This is a genomic window from Leucobacter tardus, assembly GCF_017583045.1.
Lineage (GTDB): Bacteria > Actinomycetota > Actinomycetes > Actinomycetales > Microbacteriaceae > Leucobacter > Leucobacter tardus.
In genome coordinates, this window is record NZ_JAGFBF010000005.1 from 530,698 (window position 1) to 554,584 (window position 23,887).

Sequence of the window (23,887 nt, forward strand, 5' to 3'; positions counted from 1 at the left end):
CCCCTCTCGACTCAAATCTCGCCGGGCGTGCCCCGTTTCGCGTCCGATACGTTTCTGAGATGGAGACACGCACGGGCACCATCGGACTCATGTTCAGCGCGGCAATCATCGCCGCGCTCCTCTCCGGGTGCGCCCCGGAACCCGAGCCCGCGGCATCGCCGACACCCGACCCCACGGTCGAGGAACCTGCGAGCTCACCCACGCCCACGCCGACCGACGCGTCGGATGTGACCGAGTCCCCTGATCGCTCGATCCCCGCCTGCGAGGAGCTCATCGGACCTGAATTCGCCGCCGAGTACCTCGGTGAGGACTGGTCCGCCGTCGAATCGCCCGAGGATGTCCGCGAGCGCTTCGTCTCCGAATTCGGCCCGGTCACCGTGGCAACGTTCGACGACACGGAGAGCCACCGGTGGTGCACCACGCTGAAGTCTGATGGATCGGAGTTCGGTTCGGTGTTCATCGGCGTCCTGCCGAGCGAGTCACGTGATCAGCTGATCGCGGAACTCCGTGATTCCGTGTTCAACGAACTTCCGGACGAGGACATGATCGCCTTCGGCGTCCCCCCGCAGGGATCCATGCCGCTCGGAGACTCGCGACTCTGGCAAGCATTCATCGGCGATGCCTGGGCCGTCTCACTCAACGACGTTCCGGGCCGGGAAGCGGTCGCTCAGCTGCGTGACCTCCGCCCCGAGTTGACCGAGTAGCGTGGCACCGTTCGAGACTCGAAGGAGCAGACCATGCCAGAGCTGGTACTGGTGCGTCACGGCAAGTCGGACTGGGGCGACCCCGGTCTGGCCGATCACGAGCGCACACTGAACGACCGGGGGCGCGGCGATGCGCCCCGCATGGCCGCGCGCCTCGCCGGGTCGGGCGTCGGGATCGAGCGGCTCCTGTCGAGCACCGCCGTACGCGCCCGCACCACCGCCGAGATCTTCGGCGAAACGCTCGGCCTCGCGCCGGAACTCGATCCCGACCTGTATCTTGCGACGGCTGAGACGCTGATGGCGACCGCGGCCGCCTGTGGGGCCGAGTCCGTGATGGTCGTGGCGCACGATCCCGGACTCTCCGAGCTCGCCTCCAGATGCTCAGGCGGCGCCATCGACCACATGCCGGCCTGTGCCGTCGCGCGTTTCACCTGGCGCGCCGGTTCTTGGGCTGACGCCTCCGGGCGGGCCGCCGACGAGTGGTCCCTCGACACGCCCCGTTCAGCCTCGGGCCGGTGACGGCAGCGCCGCGCACACCCCCGTCGCCCAGTCGCGAGCAGCTTCGGTCGCGGGAATCGGGCCGCCCGCGTCGTGCCGCCCGTACTCCCCGATCTGACGGGCGCCGCACGCGCGCAGCGCCTCGGTGATGAGTTCACTGCCACGCGAATAGGTGCGATCGTAGCTCCGATCCCCCATGCCGAACACCGCGAACCGGAGTTCCGACAGGTCAGGTCGTTCCGCGAGCAGCTGCGCGACGAACGGTCGGGCGGATGTCGGCACCTCCCCGTCGCCGTAGGTTGCGCATACGAGGAGGTACAGGCGGTCAGGATCGAGGTCATCGATGCCCGTCTCGCCGAGGTCGCGCACCTCGACGTCGGTGTCGTCGCTGAAAAGCTGACGCAGATCTTCCGCAACGAGTTCCGCTCCGCCCGACTCGGTGCCGAACAGCACAGTCGTGCCGATGCCGGGGTCGAGCGCCTCGCCGTCGGCGCTGGGCAGCGGCGGCAGCTCCAGGGTTGCGTCCGCGGCGGCCTCCAACTGCGCCGCGCGGCTCCGGAGCTTCGACCGCTCACGACCGGGGGCCGCCGTCAGGCGTTCGCGCAGGTCGATGCGCCGCCACCCCTCGAAGTCGATCTCGGTTTCGAGCGCCGGCAGTCCCGGAGCCGTCGTCGTGACCGCACCCGACCGCAGGTCGGCGACGACCTTCTGCGCGAGTTCCCTGGCATCGGTGCGCTGATCGGGGATGGTCCCGCGCGGGCCGCGTCGCAACCAGCCCGCCGTGTACAGCCCCGCCGCGATCCTCCCATCAGGGTGCGCCCCCGGCTGCAGTTCGCGCGCGGCGTCGACGTCACCCGCGAAGCCGATCGCGGTGATGACGTCGTCGGCCGGGAGCAGCTCCTCACCGTCAGCGCCGCGCACCTCGACCGCTGTGACGGCGTCGGTGCCCGCGCCTGTTCCCATGATCACCGCGGGTGTCGCACCGAACCACCAGTGGATCGTGACGCGGGACTCGGGGAGATCGGACTCGGCCAACGCCCGCACGGCGTCGATACGGGCATCTCGGCCGTCGTCCGGGAGAGCGCCCGCGCCGTGCACGCGGTGCGCCACCCCCGACAGCCCGGCGAGCTCACGCACCATCACCGGATCGAACTTCGCGTCCGCCGGGGCACTCCGACCGAGCAAGTGAATCGTCCGCACCCGTTCGGTGAAGCGGTGGTGCGCAGCGTCATCGATATCTGATCCGACGAAGCCGGCCGCGTCGCGAGCGATGATGCGCGCGAGGTCCATGGCGACGTTGCCGTGCCCGACGACGACGACGCGCTCGCCGAGTGGTTCCGGCTCAGGTGCGTCCGGGTACCCGTTCAGGAAGCGGGTCACCTCACCCGCGCCTCGCACACGACCCCGTTCCGCACCGGGAATCTGGAGCTGCGCGTCGGCATGCAGTCCGGTCGCGAGTACGACGACGTCGTACGCGTCTTCCAGTTCGCGCAGGGTGACGTCCGTTCCGAGGCGAACATTGCCGCGGAATCGCACGCCCTCAGCACTGAACAGCCGATCGAACTGGCGGGCGACCGCCTTGGTGCCCTGGTGGTCGGCGGCGACGCCGTAGCGGACCAGCCCGTAGGGGGTCGGAAGCTCGTCGAACACTTCGATGGGCGCTTCGGGGAACGTGCGCTTGAGCGCTTGCGCTGAAAAGCACCCGGACGGCCCCGACCCGACCACCGCGATGCGTGGGGCAGGCGACGTCTGCCCTGTCGGCTCTCCAATGGGTGTCGAGCGACGCCCCGTCCACGTGATCGGCAGCTTCGTCATGCCGCGGAACACCCAGCCGCCGATCTCGGGCGGATCCTCATCGATGAGCGCGAGACCCTCCAGTGACGAGAACAGGAGCGGCAGCGCGACCTCCGCGACCTCGGCGCGTGCCGCCCAGGCCCCCAGGCACACGTGCACGCCCTTGCCGAACGCGAGGTGCGGTTTCGCTTCTCGGCGCACATCGAAGCGATCCGGCTCGTCCCACACCTGCTCATCCCGGTTCGCCGACAGGATGCAGATGCCGAGTCGTGCACCGGCGGGCAACCGAACGCCGGCAAGTACGGTGTCGTGCTTCACCTGGCGCGAGTACAGCCCGATGGGGGCGACCCAGCGGATCGTCTCGTCGAACGCCGCGTTCCAGAGCGCCGGATCGGTTTCGACCGCCGCTCGCTGCTCCGGGTGCGAGAGCAAGCCCCACGCGGCAACGCCCAGGGCGTCCCTGGGTTCGTTGAGGCCGCCGCCGATCGTCATCTTGACGTTGGCCCGGATCCGCTCCAACGGCATCCGGTAGTCCGGAATCTGCAGCAGCTGCGACAGCAGCGACTCGTTGGGGTTGGCTGCGTGCCAGGCGAGCATCTCGTCGAGGGCGACATCGACCTCGTCGAACGATTGCTTGCCGAGTGCCCACACCTCGGGATCATCGGCGTAGTTGCCGGTCGCATCGATCATGGTCTGCGACCACCGCTGCAGGTCCTCCTGGGTCGCGTTGTGGAGGCCGATGAGCTCGCGCAGGCTCTCCGCCGCGAAGGGGGCGGCGAAGTCCCAGACGAGGTCGGCTCCGGGGCCCTTCACGATGAGCTCATCAAGATACCGCTCGGCGTTGCGCTGGAACTTCGCCTTCCAGACGCGCTGCACGGCCCCGGGGCGCAGCGCGGGCTGCCAGGCCTTGCGCTCGAGGTAGTGCTCCGGGTCATCGCGCCGAAGCATCGAGTGACCCATCGCCCGAATCTGCAGCGAGTCCTCCTCGTCGGCCGAGTAGACCACTTGGTCGAGCTCAGTCGCGTGCACCGCGGCGTACGAAGTCACCAGATACCGGTTGACGCTCGGCACCCAGTGCACTCCTCCCTCGGCGCGGAGACGCTCGTAGATCGGGAACGGATCCCGGTACAGATCGGGGATCGTGACCCAGTCGGCGATCGGTGCTTCGGTACTCATCGTAGTCGTCCTCACAACTTCATCGGTGTTGCTTCGAGTATGGAGCGGCGCGAACAGTTACGAAAGCGGAATTAGTCGTAGTACTTCATCGGAAATACCGGATAATGGGACGATGAGCATCGCCGCCCGGGTCGTTCCCGCATTCACCCTGAAGCAGCTGGCCTACCTCGTCGCCGCTGTCGAGGTCGGGACCATCACGGGGGCCGCCACCCGGCTCAACGTGTCCTCCTCGGCACTCTCCGACGCGATCACCGAACTCGAGTCGGCGATCCAGGAACAGCTGTGCATCCGCCGGCGCGCCCACGGACTCACGCTGACCCCGAGCGGCGAACGCATCGTGGCGCACGCGAGGCGCGTGCTCGCCGAAGCCGATGAACTCACTCGTGCCGTCGGCGGCACCGACACGCTCTCGGGGCCGATCGTGATCGGCTGCTACCCGACCCTCGCGCCGATCGTGCTGCCGCGCCTCCTCCGCGAGTTCGGTGCCCAGCACCCGCAGGTCGATCTCACGATCCGAGAGGCGACGCAGGACCAGCTCGCCGAGGACATCGCCGCCGGACGAGTCGACGTCGCATTCGTCTACGACATGCTCGTGCCGGCCGAGACCGAGCGGGTGCAGCTGGCTGCGTTTCCCGCGCACGTGGTACTGGCCGCCGACCACGCGCTCGCCGACCGCGACACGGTGCGGCTGACAGACCTTGTCGACGACGATCTCATCCTCCTCGACGCTCCCCCGTCGAGCGAGCACACCCTCTCGGTGTTCGACGCGCAGGGGCTCACTCCACGCGTGCGACACCGTACCTCGAGCTACGAAGTGGTCCGCACGCTCGTCGCCCGCGGGCTCGGCTACGGGATCCTCGTCTCGCGGGTGACGAACCCGCGCAGTTACGAAGGCCTTCCGCTCGTCGTGAAGCCCATCGATCCCCCGGTCGCACCGGTGGCGATCGATATGATCTGGGCTCCGAACCGCCCGGTCCCCGCACGCACCCGAGCACTCATCGGGTTCGCGCGAGGACTGGACTGGGGCGCGGCTTAGACCGTGATCACCTTCGGCGCCGCCACCGACTTCAGGCCGTGCGCGCCGAACTCGAGGCCGTACCCCGACGCCTTGACTCCCCCGAACGGCACCATGGGGTTGAGCGTGCCGTGCTGGTTGATCCAGACGGTGCCGGCCTCCAAGCGGTCGGCGACACGACGGGCTTCGGCGGGATCGCCCCACACCGACGCGCCGAGCCCCTGGGCGGATGCGTTCGCGCGTGCCACCGCGTCGTCGAGATCGGTGTAGCGGATCACCGGGATGACGGGGCCGAACTGCTCCTGCTCGACGAGGTCGGCGCCGTCGCTGATGTCGGTCACGATGGTGGTGCGGTAGAAGCGCGGTCCGAGCTCGGGCGCCGCCTCGCCGCCGGTGACGACGGTCGCGCCGCGTTGCCGCGCATCGTCGACGAGCCGGCTGACGATGTCGAACTGCTGCGGGGTCGTCAGCGGGCCGAGCAGGTTCTCCTCATCAGCACCGGGCCCCATCGGGATCGACTCGGCCAGAGAAGCCAGCGCGGCCACCACCTCGTCGTGGACCGACTCGTGGACGTAGAGCCGCTTCAGGGCGGCGCAGGTCTGCCCGGTGTTGATGAAGATGCCCCAGAAGAGCGCTTCGCCGATCTCCGAAGCGTTCGCGCCGGGGAGTACGATGCCCGGGTCGTTGCCGCCGAGCTCCAGAGTCAGGCGCGCGAGGTTGTCGGCGGAGCTCCGCACGATCTCGCGCCCCGTCTCGGTGGAGCCGGTGAACATGACCTTGTCGATGCGGGGGTGCCCGGCGATCCGCGCACCGACCTCTCGGTTGCCCGACACGACGGTCAACACGCCGTCCGGGAGATGACGGTTCATGAGCTCGACGACCGCGAGCACACTCAGCGGCGTCGAGCTGCTCGGCTTCACGACCACCGCGTTCCCCATGCGCAGGGACGGTGCGATCTGCCAGATGCCGATGAGTGCCGGCCAGTTCCACGGACCGATTGCGGCGACCACGCCGAGCGGCACGTAGTGGAGCTCGGACCGGGTGCCCTCGGCCTCGAACAGCAGCTCGGGTTCGATGATGGTGTCTGCGGCGTTCCGCACCCACACGGCGCACCCGGCGGCTTCGAAGCGCGCCCCCGCGCCGTTCAGGGGTTTGCCCTGCTCGCTCGCGATGATGCGGGCGAGCTCCTCGGCGTGGGCGTCGATCTCGTCTGCGGCGAGGTGGAGGATGCGCGAGCGCTCCTCGTGGCCGAGCGCGGCCCAGCCGGTCTGCGCCGCACGAGCGGCGTCGACCGCCGCGTCGAGATCGACGATCGTGTGGACCGGGGCGTACCCGATCGTCTCACCGGTCGCGGCGTCCGGGATCGCCCGGCCCTGTTCGGGGTCGACGGTGATGGCGTCGAGCAGTGGGCTGCTCGATGGCGCCGCGGTGGGTGCTGCTGTGGTCGGTGATTCTGTGTTCGTCATGACAATGGTTCCTGATCCTCTGGTCTCGGGTACGGGGCGCGCCAACGCGGCTCAGCGGTCGGCGAACGAGGACACGCAGGCGACGGTGGCGTCGTCGTATGCGACATCGTCGTAGGTCTCAAGCCCGGCCTTGTACTCGTCGAGCACCCCTTGCGCGTCGTCGAGACCCTGCTCGGTGGCGAGATCGACCCACATCTGCTCACCGGTGTCGCCGAGAGAGTCGCGCCACTCGGCGGTCTGCTCCTCGTCCCACGCCTTGAGCGAGCGCACGGTCGGCGCCTCGAGCATCTGCTCGCACTGACCCGCCGCGACCTCGTTGAACGCGGCGATCCCCTCGCCTGTGTTGAGCTCCTCGGTCACGCGGTCGAGCGCCTCGCGCAGGTCGTCTGGCAGATCCTCGTAGGCTCCGGCGTTCACCCACATGCCGAACGTGGAGTACTGCCCCACGCCCGGGTCGGTCCACTCGGGCAGCAGCTCCATCAGTCCGTAGTTCACGGGGAAGTCGATGGCGCCGCCGATCGCGGAGACGACTCCGCGCTCGACCGACTCGTAAGTCTCTGGGGCGGTGACCGCCACGATGTTCGCCCCCTCGTCGCCGATCGCCTGCTGGATGATCGGGCCCGAGACACGCACCTGCGCGCCTTGGAACTGGTCGGTGCTCGTGATCGCATCGTGTCCGCCGAGGAGGAAGCGCCCCACTGGCCAGGTGGCGACGTGGTGCAGCCCGTTGCGCTCCATGATCTCCTGTGCCGGCGCATAGTTCTGGTGCAGATCGTAGATGGACTGCATTGCCGCCTGCGCGTTCTGGCTCAGGAACGGGATGCTCACCATACTCGTGGACGGGAAGTACTGCGGCGTGTAGTCGGGCACCGTCACCCCGATCTGCGCGCGTCCGTCGCGCACGCAGTCGGCGACCTCGGGCGCCTTGCACAGCGACTCGGTGGCGGTCCGCTCGAAAGAGAGACGGCCGTCGGTCTCCTCCTCCACGCGGTCCATGAACCAGTCCTGCACGGCGGCGTTCGGGGTGTCTGCCTGCGCACCCGTGACGAGCGTCCAGGTGACGGTTTCGCCCTCACCTGATCCTGACGAATTGTTGATACCGGCGCAGCCGGTGAGTGCCAGGCCGGCGACGGCGACGACGGCGAGTCCGCTCGTGCGGAGGCCGCCGCGAGTCCGGCGATGAGATGTCGAGAACATCGTTGTCCTTTCTGATGATTCACCTCGGCGTCGAGGCGTCTGATTCTGATTGTTCTGCAGCCTCACGGCCACGTGGTTGGTGAAGGGCGCACGTCGGTCAGCAGTTCGCGCACGCCCCGGGGCTATTCGGTGGCACGCCCCCGGCTATCCCGCTCCCTGCGCCACGAGTGACGGCAGGAAGAGTGTGATGGCGGGGAAGAAGAACAGGATCGCCGAGACCACGAGGTCCATGAGCATGAGCGGCAGGACCCCCTTGAACACGGTCTCGGTGCGCACCCCGGTCGCCCCGGCGACCACGAAGCAGGTCATACCGACGGGTGGTGTGACCATGCCGATCGCGGTCAGCTTCACGATCATGAGGCCGAGCCAGATCCCGTTGAAGCCGAGCTCCATCGCGATCGGGTAGATGATCGGGATCGTGATGATGAGCACCGAGATCTCGTCGAGCGCCGTGCCGAGCGGGAGCAGGAAGAGCAGCAGCAGACCGATCGTCAGCAATGGAGGCACGTCGAGTCCCGCCACCCACGTCGTGACGGTATCCGGAACGTGCGCCGCGATGAGGAACGTCGAGAATACCGTCGACCCGACCAGGATCATGAACACCATCGACGTCGTCTGCGCGGTGTCGAGGAGAGCGCCCTTCACGTTGCTCCAGATGGTGCTGAGCCCGTCGCGTCGGAATTCCCAGATCAGGATCACCAGGGCGACGAACGCGGCGATAGCGGCCGATTCGGTCGAGGTGAAAATACCCGAGAACATCCCTCCCAGGATGATCAGGAAGATGAGCGAGAGGCGCATCAAGCCGCGCCATGGCAGCGTCCGCAGCGTGCGCCCGTAGACCTGCTGGACCGCTTCCGTGTTCGGGGTGCCTGCGGGCAGCGGCGCGGCGCTCCCCTCGCCGATGTCGATCGATCCGGTGGTGCGCGTGCCGACGCGGCTCGACCCGCCTGCGCGAGTAGCCGCGGAGGCGTGGGCCTCGGAGACGGTCTCGGCGAGTGTCGATTCGGGGCGTACGATCTGCCGATGCCCCATGACGAGGATGAAGACGATATACCCCAGCGCGGAGAGGAACCCCGGAATGATTCCCGCGGCAAGGATCTGCGCCACCGATTCCCCCGTCATGATGGCGTAGAGCACGAGAAACGTACTCGGAGGGATCACGACGCCGAGCGTACCGGCGATTGCCACGATCCCCGTTGCGAGCGCGGCCGGGTACCCGTACGCCCGCATCTGCCCGACGGAGAGCTTCGACATCGTGGCCGCGGTGCCGATACTCGAGCCGGAAACTGCGGAGAAGCCGGCGCAGGCCATGACCGTTGCGACTCCCAGACCGCCGGGGAACCGGCTGACCATGTGGTTCGCGACGGCGAAGACGTGCTCGGCGATCTTCGCACGCATGGCGAACATCCCCATGAGGATGAACATCGGAATGATGGTGAGCGAGAAGCTGGCGGTCGCACTGAACGGCACCGAGCCCATCACGTTCGAGGCGTAGTCGGTGCCCTGGAGGATTCCGAGTCCGAGTGCGCCCGAGAGCGCGAGCGACAGCGCCACCGGCATCCGCATCATCAGGAGAACGAGGAGCAGAACAACGATAGTGAGGACGATTATCGTGAGGAGCATGGGAACCCTCCGGGTGACGGGGCGAGCAGAGACCGGGTGTCAGGCATCGAGCACCGCCTCGGTCGCTTCGCCGTACGGGGTGCGGCCCCGCAGCGCGCGGACGAGGTTGACGATCGCGACGACCGTCCAGAGCACGACCCCGACGGCGATGATCCAGCGCATCGGCCAGATCGGCCACTGCACCAGACCGAACCGGGTCTCGCTCGCGCTGGTCGACTGGGCGGCGCGCACGAAGAGGGCGACGGACATCCACGCGAGGATCCCCGCGCTCAGCGCCCAGACGAGCGTCGAGACGGCGCGGGCGGATCGCGGCGAGAGCCGATCGGTGACGATGCTTACGGCGACGTGACCGCCCTGGATCGACGTCCAGGCGAGCCCGAGGAAGACGGAGGTGACGAGCGCCGTCTCCGCGATTTCGATCATGCCCGGCAGGCTCGACCGAGTGATCCAGCGAACGAGCACATCGGCGACGGTCGCGAGCATGAGCACCACGAGGCTGCCCGCGGCGATGACGCCGAGCGCAGCACTGCACTTCTGGAGCACACGGTCGAATGTCGAACGGGCTGTCGTGTTCGGGGATGCCGCGGTCGACACCTCAGCGACGGGCTGGGTCATGGCGCACACCCTCTTCCGACCGCTCCCGCCAGAACTCGACGGCCCGAGTGTGATCAACGTTCCCGAGCGCCTCGAGCGCCTCGCCCATCGCGCCGGTCACGGCATCGCATACCGGAGAGGGGCGGCCGGCGGCGCGCTGCACACTCTGCGCCACCCGGACGTCCTTCGTGAAGAGCGGGAGCGCGAATCCGCTCGCGTATTGTCCGCCGACAATGTGGTCAGGCAGCACGTGGGTGGTGACGAAGCTCTGACCCGTCGACGCGTTGAAGACATCGACCATGACGCCGGCGTCGAGGCCGAAGTCGGCGCCCGCGATGAGGGCCTCGGCAGCCGCCGTGAACGCGGCAGCGGCGACGAAGTTGTTGAGTGCCTTCATCGCGTGGCCGGTGCCGAGCCTGCCGGTACGGAAGATCTGCGCACTCATGGTCTCAATGACCGGGATCGCTCTCTCCGCGGCGGTGTCGTCGTCGGTACCGAGCATGATCGCGAGTGTGCCGGCGATGGCGCGCTCACGAGCGCCGGAGACAGGAGCATCGACCATGGCGTAGCCCGCATCGCGGAGCCGTGCACCCGTCTCGGTGGTCTCGGAGGGGTCGGATGAACTCATGTCGACGAATACGGTGCCGGGTGCGGCCGGTATGCGCGGTGCGCCCGCGTCATCGAGGAGGGCGCTGCGGACGATGGCGCTCGTCGGCAGCATGGTGACGATGATGTCGCGGTCCGCCAGATCGGCGATGTCCGGGACGGGCCGTGCGCCGATCCGCTCGGCGGCCGCAGTCGTCTGCTCGGTGTTCGCATCGAAGACGGTGAGGTCGTACGCGTCGGAGGCGGCGATGTGCTTCGCCATCGGCTCCCCCATGGTGCCGAGCCCGATGAATCCGACTCGGATACGGGCGGTGTCACGCACGATCGGCCTCCCCGTCAAGGTCGAGCGAGACGCCGCGCTCCGCGAAGACCTCCTCGAGCGCCCGCAGTCCCTCGACGGCGGCGGGAATCCCGCAGTACAGGATCGAGTGCACCGCGATTTCGCGCAGTTCGACCGGCGTCACCCCGTTGGCGAGTGCGCCACGCGCGTGGATGCGGAGCTCATGCGTGCTGCCGAGGGCGATGAGCATCGCGAAGGTGATGCGGCTGCGCTCCTGGAGTACGAGTCCATCGCGCTGCCAGATGTCACCGAAGCAGGTTCGAGTGACGAACTCCTGCAGCTTGTGATTGAGGTCAGTGGTGTGCTCGACCTGGTTCTCGGCGCCATCCGGCCCGAACATGTCGCGTCGCTGCCGCAGACCGGTCTCGTACAGGTCGTCAGTGATCAAGATCTCCTCCTTCGCAGATGGGCACGGCGAGTGCGCCCGCTGCTCAGTCTGCCGGAGGGGTCGATGTCCCGACTTGTGCGTCCCCGCAGTGCAGGTGGCAGTTCGCGCAATCGGCCGGAACACCCTCTATCCTGAGTCGTGTCGGACGAAGAGGTTCATCATCGCGAGGAGGCGAACGAATGTCGGAGCAGAGTCCCGGGCGCTCAGTGGAGTCAGTCGAATCCGTGGGGTTCGAGGAGTGGGTGAGACTCGTCGGCAACCGCTTCGTGCCGCTCACGCTCGCCACGGGTGATCCGGAGACCTTCACCGGTACCCTGCGCAGCCGCACGATCGGCGGCATCTGCGTCACGGACATCCGCGCGTCGTCGCACAGTGTGCATCGTCTCTCCCGCGCGATCCACCGGGATCAGAGCGACCATCTCAAACTGAGCCTGCAGCTCGAGGGTACGGGCATGGTCATGCAGGACGGTCGGAGCGCGCACCTCAACCCGGGCGACGCCGCCATCTACGACACCTCCCGGCCATACACGCTGGAGTACGACGGGGCCATGCGTTCCCTCGTCATGCTGTTCCCGCATGAGATGCTCGGGCTCTCGGCGAGCATGATCCACACCGTGACCGCTCAACGTCTTGCGGGCGACGAGGGTATCGGCCGCATGATCTGCCCGTTCATGCAGCACATGGCCGAGAACCTGGACCAGCTCGAGGGCGCGAACGGTGCACGGATCATGCACAGCGCGTTCGAACTCATCACAGCGCTGCTCTCCGCCGAGCTGCAGAGAGATCCCGCGCACGAGCAGCAGGGCGTGGCCTTCGAATCGGTCCGCATGTACATCGATACACACCTCCCCGACCCGCGCCTCAGCACCGATGCCATTGCCCGCGCCCACTACATCTCGACGCGGCAGCTGCAGTACCTGTTTCAGGAAGAGGGGCTCACCGTCGCCGGGTACATTCGATCGCAGCGCCTTGAGCGGAGTCGAATCGCGCTCGAGGACCCGGCTCTGCATGAGCGCACCGTGCTGCGAATCGCGCAGTCTGTCGGGTTCACCGATCTCAGCCACTTCAGCAAGCTCTTCAAGGCGACCTACGGGCGCACGCCGCGCGAGCACCGGGGGACGCGCGTCTGATCCGACGATCCCCCCGGTGCGCCCGCTCACACGAGTTCGGGACGCCTGATGCTCTCTGCTCCGCCGTCGATGAAGATCACCTGTCCGGTCACGTAGAGGTTGTCGGGGCTCGTGAGCCACGCGAGCAGGTTCGCGACGGCACCGGGATCTGCCGCGGGACCGCCGAACGGCGCGGGCGCTCCGGCGTCGAGCGCGGCGCGCCCTTCCTCAGTCTCGAGAGCGGCGGCGGTCATCGGGGTGAGGATCACCCCCGGGGCAACCGCGTTGAGTGAAATACCCGCCCGCGCCCACTCGTCAGTCGCAGCGTGCGCTCGGACCCAACGGGCGATCGCGAGCTTCGACGTGGTGTAGAGCACGCTCGATCCCGTTGCATTGGCAGTGGCTCCCAGCGAGTCCGCATAGTCGAGGGCCGTGGCTTCGTCTCCGCTCTCGATGTGGCGCAGCAGGTCGTCGTTCACGTCTTCGAGTGCGGCGAGGGACGCGACGACGACGGCGCGCGGTGCCGGGGAGGCCGCGAGCAAGGGGCGGAGGCCTTCGAGCGTCGCGACCGCACCGAAGTAGTTCACGCCGACGGTGACCGGGGCGGGGACGACGAGTCCCGCGATCGCGAGTACGCCGTCCACGACACCACCGCTGAGTTCCGTCGCCTGCGCGACGAGCGCCTCGCGGCCTTCAGCGGTCGTCAGATCGACCTCGATGTCGGCGTCGCGGAGGTCGACCCCGATGACGCGGTGACCGTCTGCGCGCAGCTTCTCGGCGGTGATCTTCCCGATGCCGGATGCGGTGCCGGTCACGACGTAGGTGCGGCTCATGATGGATTCCTTTCGTCTGGGCTGTCGTCGGCGATCAGCCACGCGGGAAGCAGCGCCAGGAGTTGCTGCTGCAGGTATTCGGGGTCGGGAGGGTCATCGGCGAGCAACCACGCGGCGATGACTGCGAGGGTGCCTCCCGCCAGATGGTCGGCGGCCATGCGGTGATCGATATGCGCCGGGGCGAGGAGGCGGATCGTGCCGAGCGCCTGCTCGGCGAAGGCGGACTGCACCGCTCGCATCGCCGTCGCGCTCGCCCGGCTGCCGAGCACACCCGCGTACAGCGCCCGCCTCCGGGAGAACTCGGTGACCAACCGTCGAGTCGCCACTGCAGCCGCGCTCCTGGCGCGATCGCTCTGGCGCATCTCGAGATCTTCGGCTTCGATCGCCGCGAACGCTTCGGAGAGGATCGCCACCGCGAGCGCGTCCAGATCGCGGTACTGGGCATAGAACGTGGATCGGCTGATACCCGCCGCATCAGCCAGAGCCGGGACCGTGACTTCGGCACCCCGCAGGCTCAGCGACTCGACCGCAGTCGCGATCGCCGCCCGGGTGCGAGCAGGGCGCGGGTCGTCGGCACGAGGCATGATCTGATCCTACGCGATTTTCCGGACAGGTGTACGGAAAAAAGATGGTTTGCGTGACTCCGACGGTCAGCGCGGCGGCGCGGTTCGGTGCACGGTCACGCCCGCGGCGCGCAGCTCGGTGACCGTCGGGTGGTCATCCTGCGCATCGGTGACGACGACGTCGATGTCGTGAGTGTCGACCACGTTGATGAGCTGCACCCTGGCGAGCTTGCTCTGATCGACGACGGCGATGACCTGATCGGCCGCTCGGGCGGCGTACCGCTTCACCGCGCCCTCTTCGCGGTGGTACTCGGAGGCCCCCCGCTGCGCGTCCACACCCGCGACGCCCATCAGGTACACATCGCAGTTGTAGCGCAGGAACGCGTCTTCCGCCTCAGACCCGATCAGTGAGAGCTCGCCCGGCCGGAGTCGACCTCCGGTCACGAGGACGGTGGTGTCCGGCTCGTCGACGAGTTCGAGCGCCGCGAGCACGCTCGGCGTGACCACCGTGAGTCCGAGCTTCCTGCCGCGAATCTCCCTGGCGACCGCGAGGATGGTGCTGCCGCTGTCGAGGATCACGGTCTGCCTCGGCTTCAACAGGCTCACCGCGATGGCGGCGAGGTGACTCTTCTCCTCGGCCGCCGCGGCCGCGCGTGCGTGGAATGAGGGCTCCGTCGATTTGCCTCCGGTGAAGATCGCCCCGCCCATCACCTTGCGCAGGACCCCGTCCTCCTCCAGCACGTCGAGGTCGCGGCGCACCGTCATCTCCGACACACCGAATTCCTCGGCGAGGTCGACGAGGGACACCTCGCCCCGGTGGAGCAGCATCTCTCCGATCCGCTCACGGCGTGCATTCGCGTTCATGCTGTCGAGCCTAGATCCTCACTGTTGAAAACTCACATCTTTGATCGATCAGCTCTGGGCCGGGCCCGCGAGGTCGGCGCCGATCTCGTCGACGAACCGTTGCACCGCCACCGAACCGGGATCCCGCTGGCCGATGGACCGCTCCTGCTGCCAGGCGGCGCGTCCGCGACGCGACTGCCACTGCGCCGTCTCCTCGACCGCATCAGCCGCGACGCGCTGCAGCTCGTCCGCGCCTGATCCGGATTCGATCGCCGCGCTGACCCGATCCAGGACGTCGAGCAGGGTCTTGTCGCCCAACCGCGCTCCCCCGCGCTCGGCGATCTGCGCGGCGACGGCGCGGAGCAGCGGGGCGGCCTGCGTCGCCGTGGCGTGGGTGCCCGGTTCGAGGGTCTCCGCCGCGCTCATGACGCCGGCGCCGACCAGTGCGGCGAACGTCGACGGGTTCGCCGACGAGAACGCGAGTCCAGCGGCACGCAGGACGCTGCGCGCGTCCGCCGCCTCCGGCAGTGCGGTCAACGCCTCGGCCGCCGCACGGCTTCCCTCGGCCACCGTGATGCCGAGGTCCCCGTCGCCGAGCGCCGCATCGAGGTCGCGCAGTTCCTCGCGGTGCCCGGCCATGCGCGGCAGTGCCGTGACCAGTGCTGCGCGCAGTGCGCTCGGCCCGTCGGCGAGCACCGCGTCCACGGCGACCGGCGCGTCGAGAACCGTGGCGGCATCGGCGGACGGTGCGGTCGTCACCGGCGCGTCCCCCTGCCGGAAGAAGGGTGAGCCCGCGGGCGCGTGGAGCAATTCGGCGAGTTCGTCGTCGACCGCCATGATGGACACGGAGGCGCCGGCCATCTCGAGGCTCGTCACGTATTCGCCGACGAGTCGATACGCGATCTCCACTCCGCGCTCCTCGAGTACGCGGTGCACGCGCCGGTAGATGACGTACAGCTCCTCGAGGGGGGTGGCGCCCAGGCCGTTCACGAGCACGGCGACCCGCGACCCGGCCGTCAGGTCGATCTCCTGTTCGATCTCGGCGATGAACCGGTCGGTGATGCGGTCTGCGCTCTCCAACGGTCCGCGATGGGTGCCGCGTTCCCCGTGGATCCCCACGCCGATCTCCATCTCGCCGTCGTCGAGCGCGAAGGTCGGCTCCCCCGCCGCCGGCAGGATCGTCGGCGACAGGCCGACCCCCATGGTGCGTGTGGCAGCGACCGCCTTGCGCGCGACGCGCTCGACCTCGTCGAGCGACGCACCCTGCTCGGCGCAGGCGCCCGCCGCCTTGTAGACGAGCACGAGACCCGCGACGCCGCGTCGCGTCTCGGCCTGATCCGCCGGGGCCGACTGGAGGTCGTCGGTGCCGAGCACGGTGCGCACCTCGATCCCCTCGCTCGCGCAGAGCTCGCCCGCGATGTCGAAGTTCACGACGTCTCCGCCGTAGTTGCCGTAGAGGTACAGCAGTCCCGCACCCGAGTCCACCGCCCGCGAGGCGGCGTGGATCTGCGCGGCACTGGGCGACGAGAAGACGTTGCCCACCGCGACCGCGGAGCAGAGGCCGCGGCCGACGTAGCCGAGGAAGAACGGGAGGTGACCCGATCCTCCGCCGGTGACGATGCCGACGCGCCCCGAACCCTGCACATCGGTTCGGGCGAGCGCGCGACGGTCGGCCGTGACCGCCCGCAGCTCATCGGGGTGCGCGAGCAGAATCCCATCGAGCACCTCGTCGACGAACGTGTCGGCCGCGTTGATGATCTTGCGCATGGTGCTCCTTCAGTGTTCCCGACCCGAGAGGATCGGCGCGATGGTCTCGCCGTCGATCAGCGTGAGGTCGTCGGCTTCGAGACGGCCGGTTCGCCGCAGGTCTTTGATGATGTCCCAGTGGATCGTGGACTCGTTCGTACCCCCGCACTCGGGGTACGAGCGCCCGAGCGCGATGTGCACGGTGCCGAGGATCTTCTCGTCGATGAGCAGATCGCCCGTCATCGTGCGCACGTGGGGGTTCGTGCCGATGCCGAGTTCGCCGACGCGACGCGCACCGGGCGCGTCGAGCATGCGGCCCACGAACTCCGCACCCCTGGTCGCCGCAGCGTCGACGACCTTGCCACCGGCGAACGTCAGGCGCAGGTCCGCGATCTCGGTGCCCGCGAACCAGAAGCTCCCCGGAAACGCGATGTGCCCGTCCACACCGTCATCGTGCGGGGCGGTCGCCACCTCTCCGTCGGGGAGGTTCGCATCGCCCGCGAAGGGAACCCACGTGCGCCCGGCGCAGCGGAGCGTCAGGTCGGTGTCGCGATCGACGATGCGCACCGTTTCGACATCGTTCAGGCGTGTGCAGAGCCGGTCGAGGTGCCGGCGGTGCGCCGCCCAGTCGGCCAGCGTCCCGGCGAAGAACTCGGATTCGAGCTGCGCCAACGGCACTCCGATGAGATCGGCCCACTCCGGGCTCGGGATGCGCACCAGGGTCCATCGAGTTCCCTGCCAGCGGGCCGTGGAGACCACGCCCTTCCCTTCGCGCTGCCATCCCAGTCGTGTCCCGTCGAGGTCGGCGGCCGGCGCCTCCATGCCGCGGAACGAGACGTGCACGTCCGCCCACTGCATCGAGGCGAGCTCCATCGGCGCCGGAGCGCGCAGCGTCTCGGGGTCCGCGAAGGCGAGTGCCGAGCGGTCGTACCGCTCTTCGACGAGCTGCACCTGGGGCATTCCGCCGCGACGGTAGACCTCGTCGACGAACTCGGCGACCGCATCGAGCACCGATGCCGAGGTCGCGAAGATGCTGACCCGGGTTCCTGTACCCACCTCGTTCACCTCGGCGAGGTGGTGGGCGAGCTCGCGCCATCGACTCATGCGGTCTGGTCCTCTCTCATCGTTCGCAGCGCCCGATAGGCGGCGAGGAAGGTGCGGTGCTGCGCTCGCGTCTGCTGCGCCTCGGGGTCGTCGGCCGCTCGGGCGCGCACGACCTCGCGCTGGCGCACCCAGCCCGCGGCGTCCGTTTCCGTGAGCGCCCCGACGCCGATACCGGCGAGCATGGCGTCCCCGAAAGCGGCCCCGAGTGTTTCGGGGACGAGGAGGTCGACGCCGCTGACATCGCTCGCCACCCCCGTGATGATCTCGTTGCGCGTGCCCCCGCCGACGGCGGAGACCCGTGGCCGGGTCGCACTGGCGTCCGCGAAGGTCTGCAGCGCGAGTCCGAGGGAGTGCCCGACGCCCTCGGAGACGGCGCGCGCCAGCTCGGCGCGACCGGTGGACAGGCTCAGACCGAGGAACGCGCCCCGGGCGTCCGGGTCGTGGAACGGCGTCCGCTCGCCGCTGAAGTGCGGCAGGTGGATCACGCCTCCCGCACCGGGTCGAGCCGATCGGGCGAGCGCCATGAGCTCCGCGAACAGGGCCGGATCCCCCGCCGACTCGTCGAGGCCGAGCTGTTCGGCGATCCACCGGGTCGCCGTTCCCGCCGTCGAGGTGCCTCCCGCGAGCACATACCTGCCCGGAAGCACCCAGGGCGCCGACCACAGGCGCGGGTCGGACACGGGCCGATCGCACACCCGGATCAGGAACCCGCTCGATCCGATCATGAGCATCAGGTCGTCGGTCTCGATCACGGCGGAGCCGATCGCCTCGGCAGGTGCGTCGGTGGTGCCGACGGTGACCGGCAGGCCGACCGGGAGCCCGGTGAGCGCGGCGGCCTCAGGCGTGACCCCGCCCGCGATCTCCGACGACCAGCCCAGCTCGGGCAGCTTCTCCGGGGGCACCAGTGATTCGAGCCCTTCAGTGTTCCACCGCAGCTCGGACAGGTCGTAGAACGGGTGCGCATAACCCGCGGTGGCGTGGTCCATGATGACGCGCCCGGTGAGGCGCGCGACGAGGAAGCTCTGGCTCGTCAGGTACCAGCGCGTGCGCGCGGCGATCTCGGGCTCCTGGCGCTCGACCCATCGCATCTTCGGGCCGGACGACTGGCTCGTCAGCACGTTGCCTGAGCGTCGCAGGATCTCGTCGTGACCGAGCAGCTGCTCGATCTCCGCGATCTCCTCAGTCGCCCGGGTGTCGACCCCGTACAGGATCGCCGGCCTGAGCGGCCGCAGCTCGGCGTCCACGGGCAGCACGCACGGGCCGATGGCGCTGCACCCGAATCCGATCAGTTCATCATCGGCGTGCACCTGCGCGGTCAGCTCACGCGTCACGGCGACGAGGTCGGCCCACCACACCGTCTCGGCGTCGTGCTCGACCCAGCCCGGCTTCGGCGTGCTCACCCCGTGGCGACGGCGCGCCTCCGCGCGGACAACGCCCGCCGCGTCGACGAGCACTCCCTTCGTCTCGTAGGTGCCGATGTCGACCCCGATGAGCAGCCGCGACATGTCACGCCCTTTCGTCGGCCGGGGCGTGATCCGCGACCGCGACGGCACGGGTCTGGGTGTCGGGCACCTTGCGCCTCCAGCGCTTGATGCGCACCTGGTCGAAGACCATGACCGCGATCAGGATCACCCCCTGTGCGATGGCGTATTCGTAGGCGGAGAGCCGGAGCGAGGTGAAGCCGGACTGGACGACCTGCAGCACGAGCGTCGCGAGCACCACACCGGTGACGGTGGCGTAGCCGCCCGCCGGGTTCGTTCCGCCGAGCACGGCGATCACGATGACGAGCAGCACGTACGAGGCGCCGTAGTCGGCGCTCGCGGTGGGGTTCCTGGCGAGGATCAGCAGCCCGGCGAAGCTGCCGAGCAGACCGGTCGTGAGGTAGGTCCCGTAGAGCACGCTCGCGCTGCGGATGCCCGAGTACTTCGCCGCCACGACGTTCGCCCCCTGCAGCATGATGCTCTTGCCGAACGGCGTCTTGCTGAGCATCGCACCGACGAGCACGGCGATGAGCACGAAGACGATGAACAGCATCGGGATCGTCGCGACGGTGGACGTGCCGAGCGCGCTCAGCACCTCGGGAGCGCCGTAGAGCGTCGATCCGCCGGTCCACACGATGGCGATGCCGTTGTACATCTGCATCGTCGCGAGCGTTGCGAGGATCGGCGCGATGCCGACCGTCGAGATGAGGAAGGCGTTCACCGCTCCCCCGGCGACGCCCACGAGGATTCCGAGCAGGATGATGAGGGGCGCGAGCGCCTCCGCCTGGGACGGGTCGTTCGCCGCGACGGCGGAATAGACGGTGCTCACCGTGATGGCGGTGAAGTTCGCGATGGCGACGAGCGAGAGATCGATGCCGCCCGTGAGCATGGCGAGCGCCATGGCCACCGCGAGCACCCCGATCTCGGGAGAGGCGACCATCATGTTCTGGATGTTGATGGGGTTCAGGAAGACGTCGCCGCGCAGCACTCCGAAGAACGAGATCGCGATGATGAGCAGCAGCACCATGCGGCCGATGCCGCGTTCGAGGTGGATGCGGCCGAGTACGCCCCGGAATGACCGGTCGACGTCACTGTTCAGCTGGGCGAGCATGGGTCACTCCTTCTCCGTGTCGAGCACGAACGTGCGTTTCGCAGCGCGCTTGGCCATCACCGCTTGGACGCCGACGCCCACCGCGAGCAGCAGGCCGACGGAGGCACGCTGCCAGGCGGTCGGCACGCCCATGAGGATGAGGCTGTTGTTGATGATCTGCACGAGCAGCACGCCGAGGACCGTGCCGATGACGCTGCCGCGTCCGCCGAAGATCGACGCGCCGCCAAGCACGACGGCGGCGATCACATCGAGTTCGGTGCCGACGAGATCCTGCGGGTTCGCGCTGCGCCCGAGAACGACGTGGATGAGGCCGCCGACCGCGGCGATCGCCCCGGCGAGCACGTAGAGCGTCACCTGGAACCGCATGACCGGGAACCCCGCGCGCCGAGCGCTCTCCGTGTCTCCGCCGATGGCGTACAGTCCGCGACCGAACATCGTCTTGCTGAGCAGCAGCCAGACGCCGACCACGAGCAGGGCGACCGGCACGATGAGGAGCGGGAGGTTGGCGCGGGGCGACTCGATGGCGATGAGGTTCGCGGTCGAGTACGGGGCGACGCTGGCGGGCAGACCGGCGATGTAGGTCGAACCGACGTACGCCAGCAGGGCGCCTTTGAAGATACCCTGCGTCGCGAGTGTCACGATCAGCGTCGGCAGTTTGAATCGCGCGATTACCGCCCCGTTCACGAGCCCCAGCGTCGCACCGATCACGATCGCGATCACGAGTACGCCGATGACGCCGGGATCGATGCCGCCGCGTTGCGACAGCGAGATCGTCGTGTACGCGGCGAAGATCGCGATCGCCGGGAACGAGACGTCGATGCCTCCCGAGATGATGATGAGCAGCACCGCGAGCGCGAACACCGTCGGCACGAGCGCGGAGCGCAGGATCGAGAACAGGGTGTGCACCGAGAAGAAATCGGGGTTCACGAGGCTCATCACCAGGACGAGGAGCGCGATGATGCCCACGAGCACCCACTCGCTGGTCGTGCGGAACGTTTTCGGACGATTCGCCCGCGATCGGGACGTCGGCGTCTGGGTCAGCGCGGTCATGCCGCCATCACCTCCTGGATGTGCTGCGGTTCGATCTGGTCGCCGACCACTTCGGCGACGATCCGGCCTCGGCGGATGACGAGCACCCGGTGGCAGATGGACACGAGTTCGGGAACGTCGTCGGAGATCATGATGACGCCGGTGCCGTCACGCGCGACGGCGCGCAGAATCGACAGGATCTCCTCCTTCGACCCGACGTCGACGCCGACCGTGGGGCCGTTCAGGATCAGCACGCGGGGGTGCGTGTCGAGCCATTTGGCGAGCACGACCCGCTGCGCGTTGCCGCCGGATAGGGACCGGACCGGCGCCTCGACGTTCGGCGCTTTGATGCGGAGCCGTCCGAAGAGATCGGCGACGGTCGCGCCGATGCGGCGTCCGCTCAGGAAGATCTTGGCTCGAGTGTGCGTCCACAGCGAGCTCGCGACCATGTTGTCGGAGATGGGCTTGTCGAGGAAGAGCCCCTGGGTCAGTCGATCCTCGGGCACATAGCCGAACCCGGCCTTGACCGCACCGGGAATGCTCCCCGGCGCCACCGTCGATCCGTCGAGCTTCACCGATCCCGTATCGGCTTTCAGCACGCCGAAGAGCGCCTCGGCGATCTCACCGCGCCCCGAGCCGAGCAGGCCGGTGATGCCGAGCACTTCCCCCGGCCTGAGGTCGAACGTGATGTCGGCGAAGGCGCCCGCGAGCGAGAGCTGTTCGACCTCGAGGATCGGCGCCTGGTCGGGATCGACCTCGACCACGTTGCGCGAACTGTCGACCGCGCGCCCCGTCATCGCCTCCGTGAGCGATTCGACATCGAACTCGGTCGCGGGCCCCGTCGCCACGAGCCTGCCGCTGCGCAGCACCGTGACGTCTTGCGACACCGCCAGCACCTCTTCGAGTTTGTGGCTCACGAACACGAGCGCGACGCCGCGATCCTGCAGCCGTCGCACGAGGCCGAAGAGCCGCTCGACCTCGGTGTGGGTGAGCGCCGTCGTGGGCTCGTCCATGAAGATGACGCGCGCGTCTTGCACGAGGGCGCGGCAGATGGCGGTGAGCTGCCGATCGGCGACCGAGAGGCCGCCCACCTCGGCGTCGAGGTCGAGACGCAAGCCCAGCTCGTCGACGATGCGCTCGGCCTCTGGCCGGAGGCGTTTCGCACGATAGAGGCGACTGCGCGCGGCGATCGCGGCGGGCAGCATGATGTTCTCGGCGACGGAGAGGTTCGGGAAGAGCGAGAAATCCTGGTAGATGACCTGGATCCCGGCGCGGAGCGCCTGAGTCGGCGTCATCTTCGTCACGACTTCGCCGTCGATGCGGATCTCGCCCGAGTCCGGTGCCTCGACGCCGCTGATGATCTTGATGAGCGTGGACTTGCCGCACCCGTTCTCACCGGCGAGACAGTGCACCCGCCCCGGCTGGAGCTCGATGCCGACGCCGTCAAGCGCGACGACGCCGCCGAACGTCTTCCTGATCCCTGTCACTTCGAGCACCGGAGCGCTCGGCGCGGAAACGCTGTCCGCTGTCATCTTCTCTCCATCCCCTGTCGGGTGTCCGGGTACGCGTGCGGCGGTGCGGCGTCTGCACCGCACCGCCGCAGCGGCGAGCCTCAGAAGTCGTACTCGTCCACGTTGTCGGCGTCGACAATGACCGCCGCGTCTCCGACGAACACGTTGTCGGTGCCGTCGAGCGGCTGCAGCGAGTCGTAGCCTTCGATGCCGAGGTCCGTGCCCGCGGTGATCTCCTCACCCGACACGAGGAGCTCGGCGATCTTCAGCTGCGCCTTGCCGGCGAGCGCCGGATCCCAGAAGAAGATCTTGTCGATCGAGCCGTCTTCGATGTACTGCTTCGCGACGGAGGGGATGCTGGTGCCCATCACGCACACCTGATCCTCGAGGCCGGCCTCCTGCACGGCGCGCGCGGCTCCTGCGACATCGGTGCCCGCCGAGCCCTGGATGCCCTTGAGGTCGGGGTGCTTCGCGAGGAGCTCCTTCGAGCGCTCGTAGGCGACGTTCTCGTCCTCCTTCGACTCCACGGGATCCTCAACCCGCGTCATGTCGGGGAACTCGGCCTCCTGCTGGTCGAGCGCACCGCCGACCCACTCCATGTGCGTCTTCGCGGTGAGGCCGCCGACGAACTGGACGTACTCGCCTTCGCCCTCCATGCACTCGCCGAGGTTGTCCATGATCTGCGATCCGTACGAGGCGTTGTCGAAGGCCTCGATGTCGATGTCGGCGTTCTCAATGCCGGCAGCCTCGTGGGCCACGACCACGATGCCCTGATCGCGCGCCTGACCGAGAACGTTCTCGAGCGCCTCCGGCGAGTTCGGCACCACCGTGATGGCGTCGGGAGCCTGCGCGATCATGTCTTGGACGATCTGGATCTGCTTCTCCGGGCTCGCATCGTCGGCGCCCTCCTGGCGCACGTCGAAGCCCGTCTCTTCGGCGTACTCGTTGACACCGACCTCCATGCGATCGAACCAGCCGACGCCCGAGACCTTCACCACCGTGACCATCGAGAGGTCATCGCCGCTCGACTCGCCCTCGGAGCCACCGCCACCCGAGCCGCCGACCTGTCCGCAGCCGGTCAGTGCCAGCATTGCCACAGCGCCGACTCCGACGCCCTGCATGAGCTTCCGCTTCATTTCACACACACTCCCTCGTG

At 68.5% G+C, this 23,887-nt stretch carries 21 protein-coding genes; 4 read left to right on the top strand and 17 right to left on the bottom strand.

Going from position 1 to position 23,887, the window contains the following annotated elements; translation table 11 throughout:
* The first annotated feature begins 59 nt into the window (after positions 1-59).
* Together J4H85_RS09485 and J4H85_RS09490 are read left to right on the top strand one after the other, a co-directional pair.
* On the top strand, positions 60-704 hold the full coding sequence (locus tag J4H85_RS09485; RefSeq protein WP_208239046.1) for a hypothetical protein: 645 nt from the start codon (positions 60-62) through the stop codon (positions 702-704).
* A gap of 33 nt (positions 705-737) precedes the next feature.
* Positions 738-1,223, top strand: coding sequence for a SixA phosphatase family protein (locus tag J4H85_RS09490; RefSeq protein ID WP_208239048.1), 486 nt, complete (start codon positions 738-740; stop codon positions 1,221-1,223).
* Here J4H85_RS09490 and J4H85_RS09495 read toward each other — a convergent pair.
* Positions 1,206-4,172 (bottom strand): cytochrome P450, encoded by a 2,967-nt coding sequence (locus J4H85_RS09495; RefSeq protein ID WP_208239055.1) that lies wholly within the window; start codon positions 4,170-4,172, stop codon positions 1,206-1,208. The two genes, J4H85_RS09490 and J4H85_RS09495, sit on opposite strands and share 18 nt — an antisense overlap.
* Before the next feature lie 112 nt (positions 4,173-4,284).
* Here J4H85_RS09495 and J4H85_RS09500 point away from each other — a divergent pair, with 112 nt between their 5' ends.
* Positions 4,285-5,208 carry a LysR substrate-binding domain-containing protein gene (locus J4H85_RS09500; protein WP_208239057.1) on the top strand — a complete coding sequence of 308 codons (924 nt, stop codon included), beginning with the start codon at positions 4,285-4,287 and terminating at the stop codon, positions 5,206-5,208.
* Here the strand turns inward: J4H85_RS09500 and J4H85_RS09505 are convergent.
* From J4H85_RS09505 to J4H85_RS09530, 6 genes are all read right to left on the bottom strand, one after another.
* The gene (locus tag J4H85_RS09505) at positions 5,205-6,653 is read right to left on the bottom strand and encodes an aldehyde dehydrogenase family protein (protein ID WP_208239059.1); all 1,449 of its coding nucleotides are present in this window, start codon (positions 6,651-6,653) and stop codon (positions 5,205-5,207) included. The two genes, J4H85_RS09500 and J4H85_RS09505, sit on opposite strands and share 4 nt — an antisense overlap.
* A 51-nt stretch (positions 6,654-6,704) precedes the next feature.
* A complete protein-coding gene (gene dctP, locus J4H85_RS09510; RefSeq protein WP_208239061.1) occupies positions 6,705-7,850 on the bottom strand; it encodes a TRAP transporter substrate-binding protein DctP in 1,146 nt (381 codons plus the stop codon).
* 144 nt (positions 7,851-7,994) lie between these two features.
* A complete protein-coding gene (locus J4H85_RS09515; RefSeq protein WP_208239063.1) occupies positions 7,995-9,473 on the bottom strand; it encodes a TRAP transporter large permease in 1,479 nt (492 codons plus the stop codon).
* A 39-nt stretch (positions 9,474-9,512) separates the two neighbouring features.
* Positions 9,513-10,088: a TRAP transporter small permease gene (locus tag J4H85_RS09520; RefSeq protein WP_243893601.1), complete on the bottom strand. Its 576-nt coding sequence runs from the start codon at positions 10,086-10,088 to the stop codon at positions 9,513-9,515.
* Positions 10,069-10,995: an NAD(P)-dependent oxidoreductase gene (locus J4H85_RS09525; RefSeq protein ID WP_307863579.1), complete on the bottom strand. Its 927-nt coding sequence runs from the start codon at positions 10,993-10,995 to the stop codon at positions 10,069-10,071. The genes J4H85_RS09520 and J4H85_RS09525 overlap by 20 nt, the downstream gene beginning before the upstream one ends.
* Entirely contained in the window at positions 10,988-11,401 is a 414-nt protein-coding gene (locus J4H85_RS09530) for a carboxymuconolactone decarboxylase family protein (protein ID WP_243893602.1), read from the bottom strand. The genes J4H85_RS09525 and J4H85_RS09530 overlap by 8 nt, the downstream gene beginning before the upstream one ends.
* Before the next feature lie 179 nt (positions 11,402-11,580).
* Here J4H85_RS09530 and J4H85_RS09535 point away from each other — a divergent pair, with 179 nt between their 5' ends.
* Complete coding sequence (locus J4H85_RS09535) at positions 11,581-12,531, top strand: AraC-like ligand-binding domain-containing protein (RefSeq protein ID WP_208239065.1); 951 nt, start codon at positions 11,581-11,583, stop codon at positions 12,529-12,531.
* A 26-nt stretch (positions 12,532-12,557) separates the two neighbouring features.
* Here J4H85_RS09535 and J4H85_RS09540 read toward each other — a convergent pair whose 3' ends face one another.
* From J4H85_RS09540 to J4H85_RS09585, 10 genes are all read right to left on the bottom strand, one after another.
* On the bottom strand, positions 12,558-13,343 hold the full coding sequence (locus J4H85_RS09540) for an SDR family oxidoreductase (protein WP_208239067.1): 786 nt from the start codon (positions 13,341-13,343) through the stop codon (positions 12,558-12,560).
* Entirely contained in the window at positions 13,340-13,927 is a 588-nt protein-coding gene (locus tag J4H85_RS09545; RefSeq protein ID WP_208239069.1) for a TetR/AcrR family transcriptional regulator, read from the bottom strand. Before J4H85_RS09545 ends, J4H85_RS09540 begins: the two co-directional genes overlap by 4 nt.
* Before the next feature lie 66 nt (positions 13,928-13,993).
* Positions 13,994-14,770 carry a DeoR/GlpR family DNA-binding transcription regulator gene (locus J4H85_RS09550; protein ID WP_208239071.1) on the bottom strand — a complete coding sequence of 259 codons (777 nt, stop codon included), beginning with the start codon at positions 14,768-14,770 and terminating at the stop codon, positions 13,994-13,996.
* Between the two features lie 48 nt (positions 14,771-14,818).
* Positions 14,819-16,516 (bottom strand): dihydroxyacetone kinase family protein, encoded by a 1,698-nt coding sequence (locus J4H85_RS09555; RefSeq protein WP_208239073.1) that lies wholly within the window; start codon positions 16,514-16,516, stop codon positions 14,819-14,821.
* A 9-nt stretch (positions 16,517-16,525) separates the two neighbouring features.
* Entirely contained in the window at positions 16,526-17,599 is a 1,074-nt protein-coding gene (locus tag J4H85_RS09560) for an aminopeptidase (protein WP_208239075.1), read from the bottom strand.
* Entirely contained in the window at positions 17,596-19,104 is a 1,509-nt protein-coding gene (locus J4H85_RS09565; protein ID WP_208239078.1) for an FGGY-family carbohydrate kinase, read from the bottom strand. Before J4H85_RS09565 ends, J4H85_RS09560 begins: the two co-directional genes overlap by 4 nt.
* Position 19,105: 1 nt before the next feature.
* Positions 19,106-20,191: an ABC transporter permease gene (locus J4H85_RS09570; protein WP_243893603.1), complete on the bottom strand. Its 1,086-nt coding sequence runs from the start codon at positions 20,189-20,191 to the stop codon at positions 19,106-19,108.
* A 3-nt stretch (positions 20,192-20,194) separates the two neighbouring features.
* Positions 20,195-21,241 (bottom strand): ABC transporter permease, encoded by a 1,047-nt coding sequence (locus J4H85_RS09575; protein ID WP_208239081.1) that lies wholly within the window; start codon positions 21,239-21,241, stop codon positions 20,195-20,197.
* The gene (locus tag J4H85_RS09580; protein ID WP_208239083.1) at positions 21,238-22,752 is read right to left on the bottom strand and encodes a sugar ABC transporter ATP-binding protein; all 1,515 of its coding nucleotides are present in this window, start codon (positions 22,750-22,752) and stop codon (positions 21,238-21,240) included. The genes J4H85_RS09575 and J4H85_RS09580 overlap by 4 nt, the downstream gene beginning before the upstream one ends.
* Before the next feature lie 80 nt (positions 22,753-22,832).
* Entirely contained in the window at positions 22,833-23,867 is a 1,035-nt protein-coding gene (locus J4H85_RS09585; protein WP_208239085.1) for an autoinducer 2 ABC transporter substrate-binding protein, read from the bottom strand.
* Between the last annotated feature and the right edge of the window lie 20 nt (positions 23,868-23,887).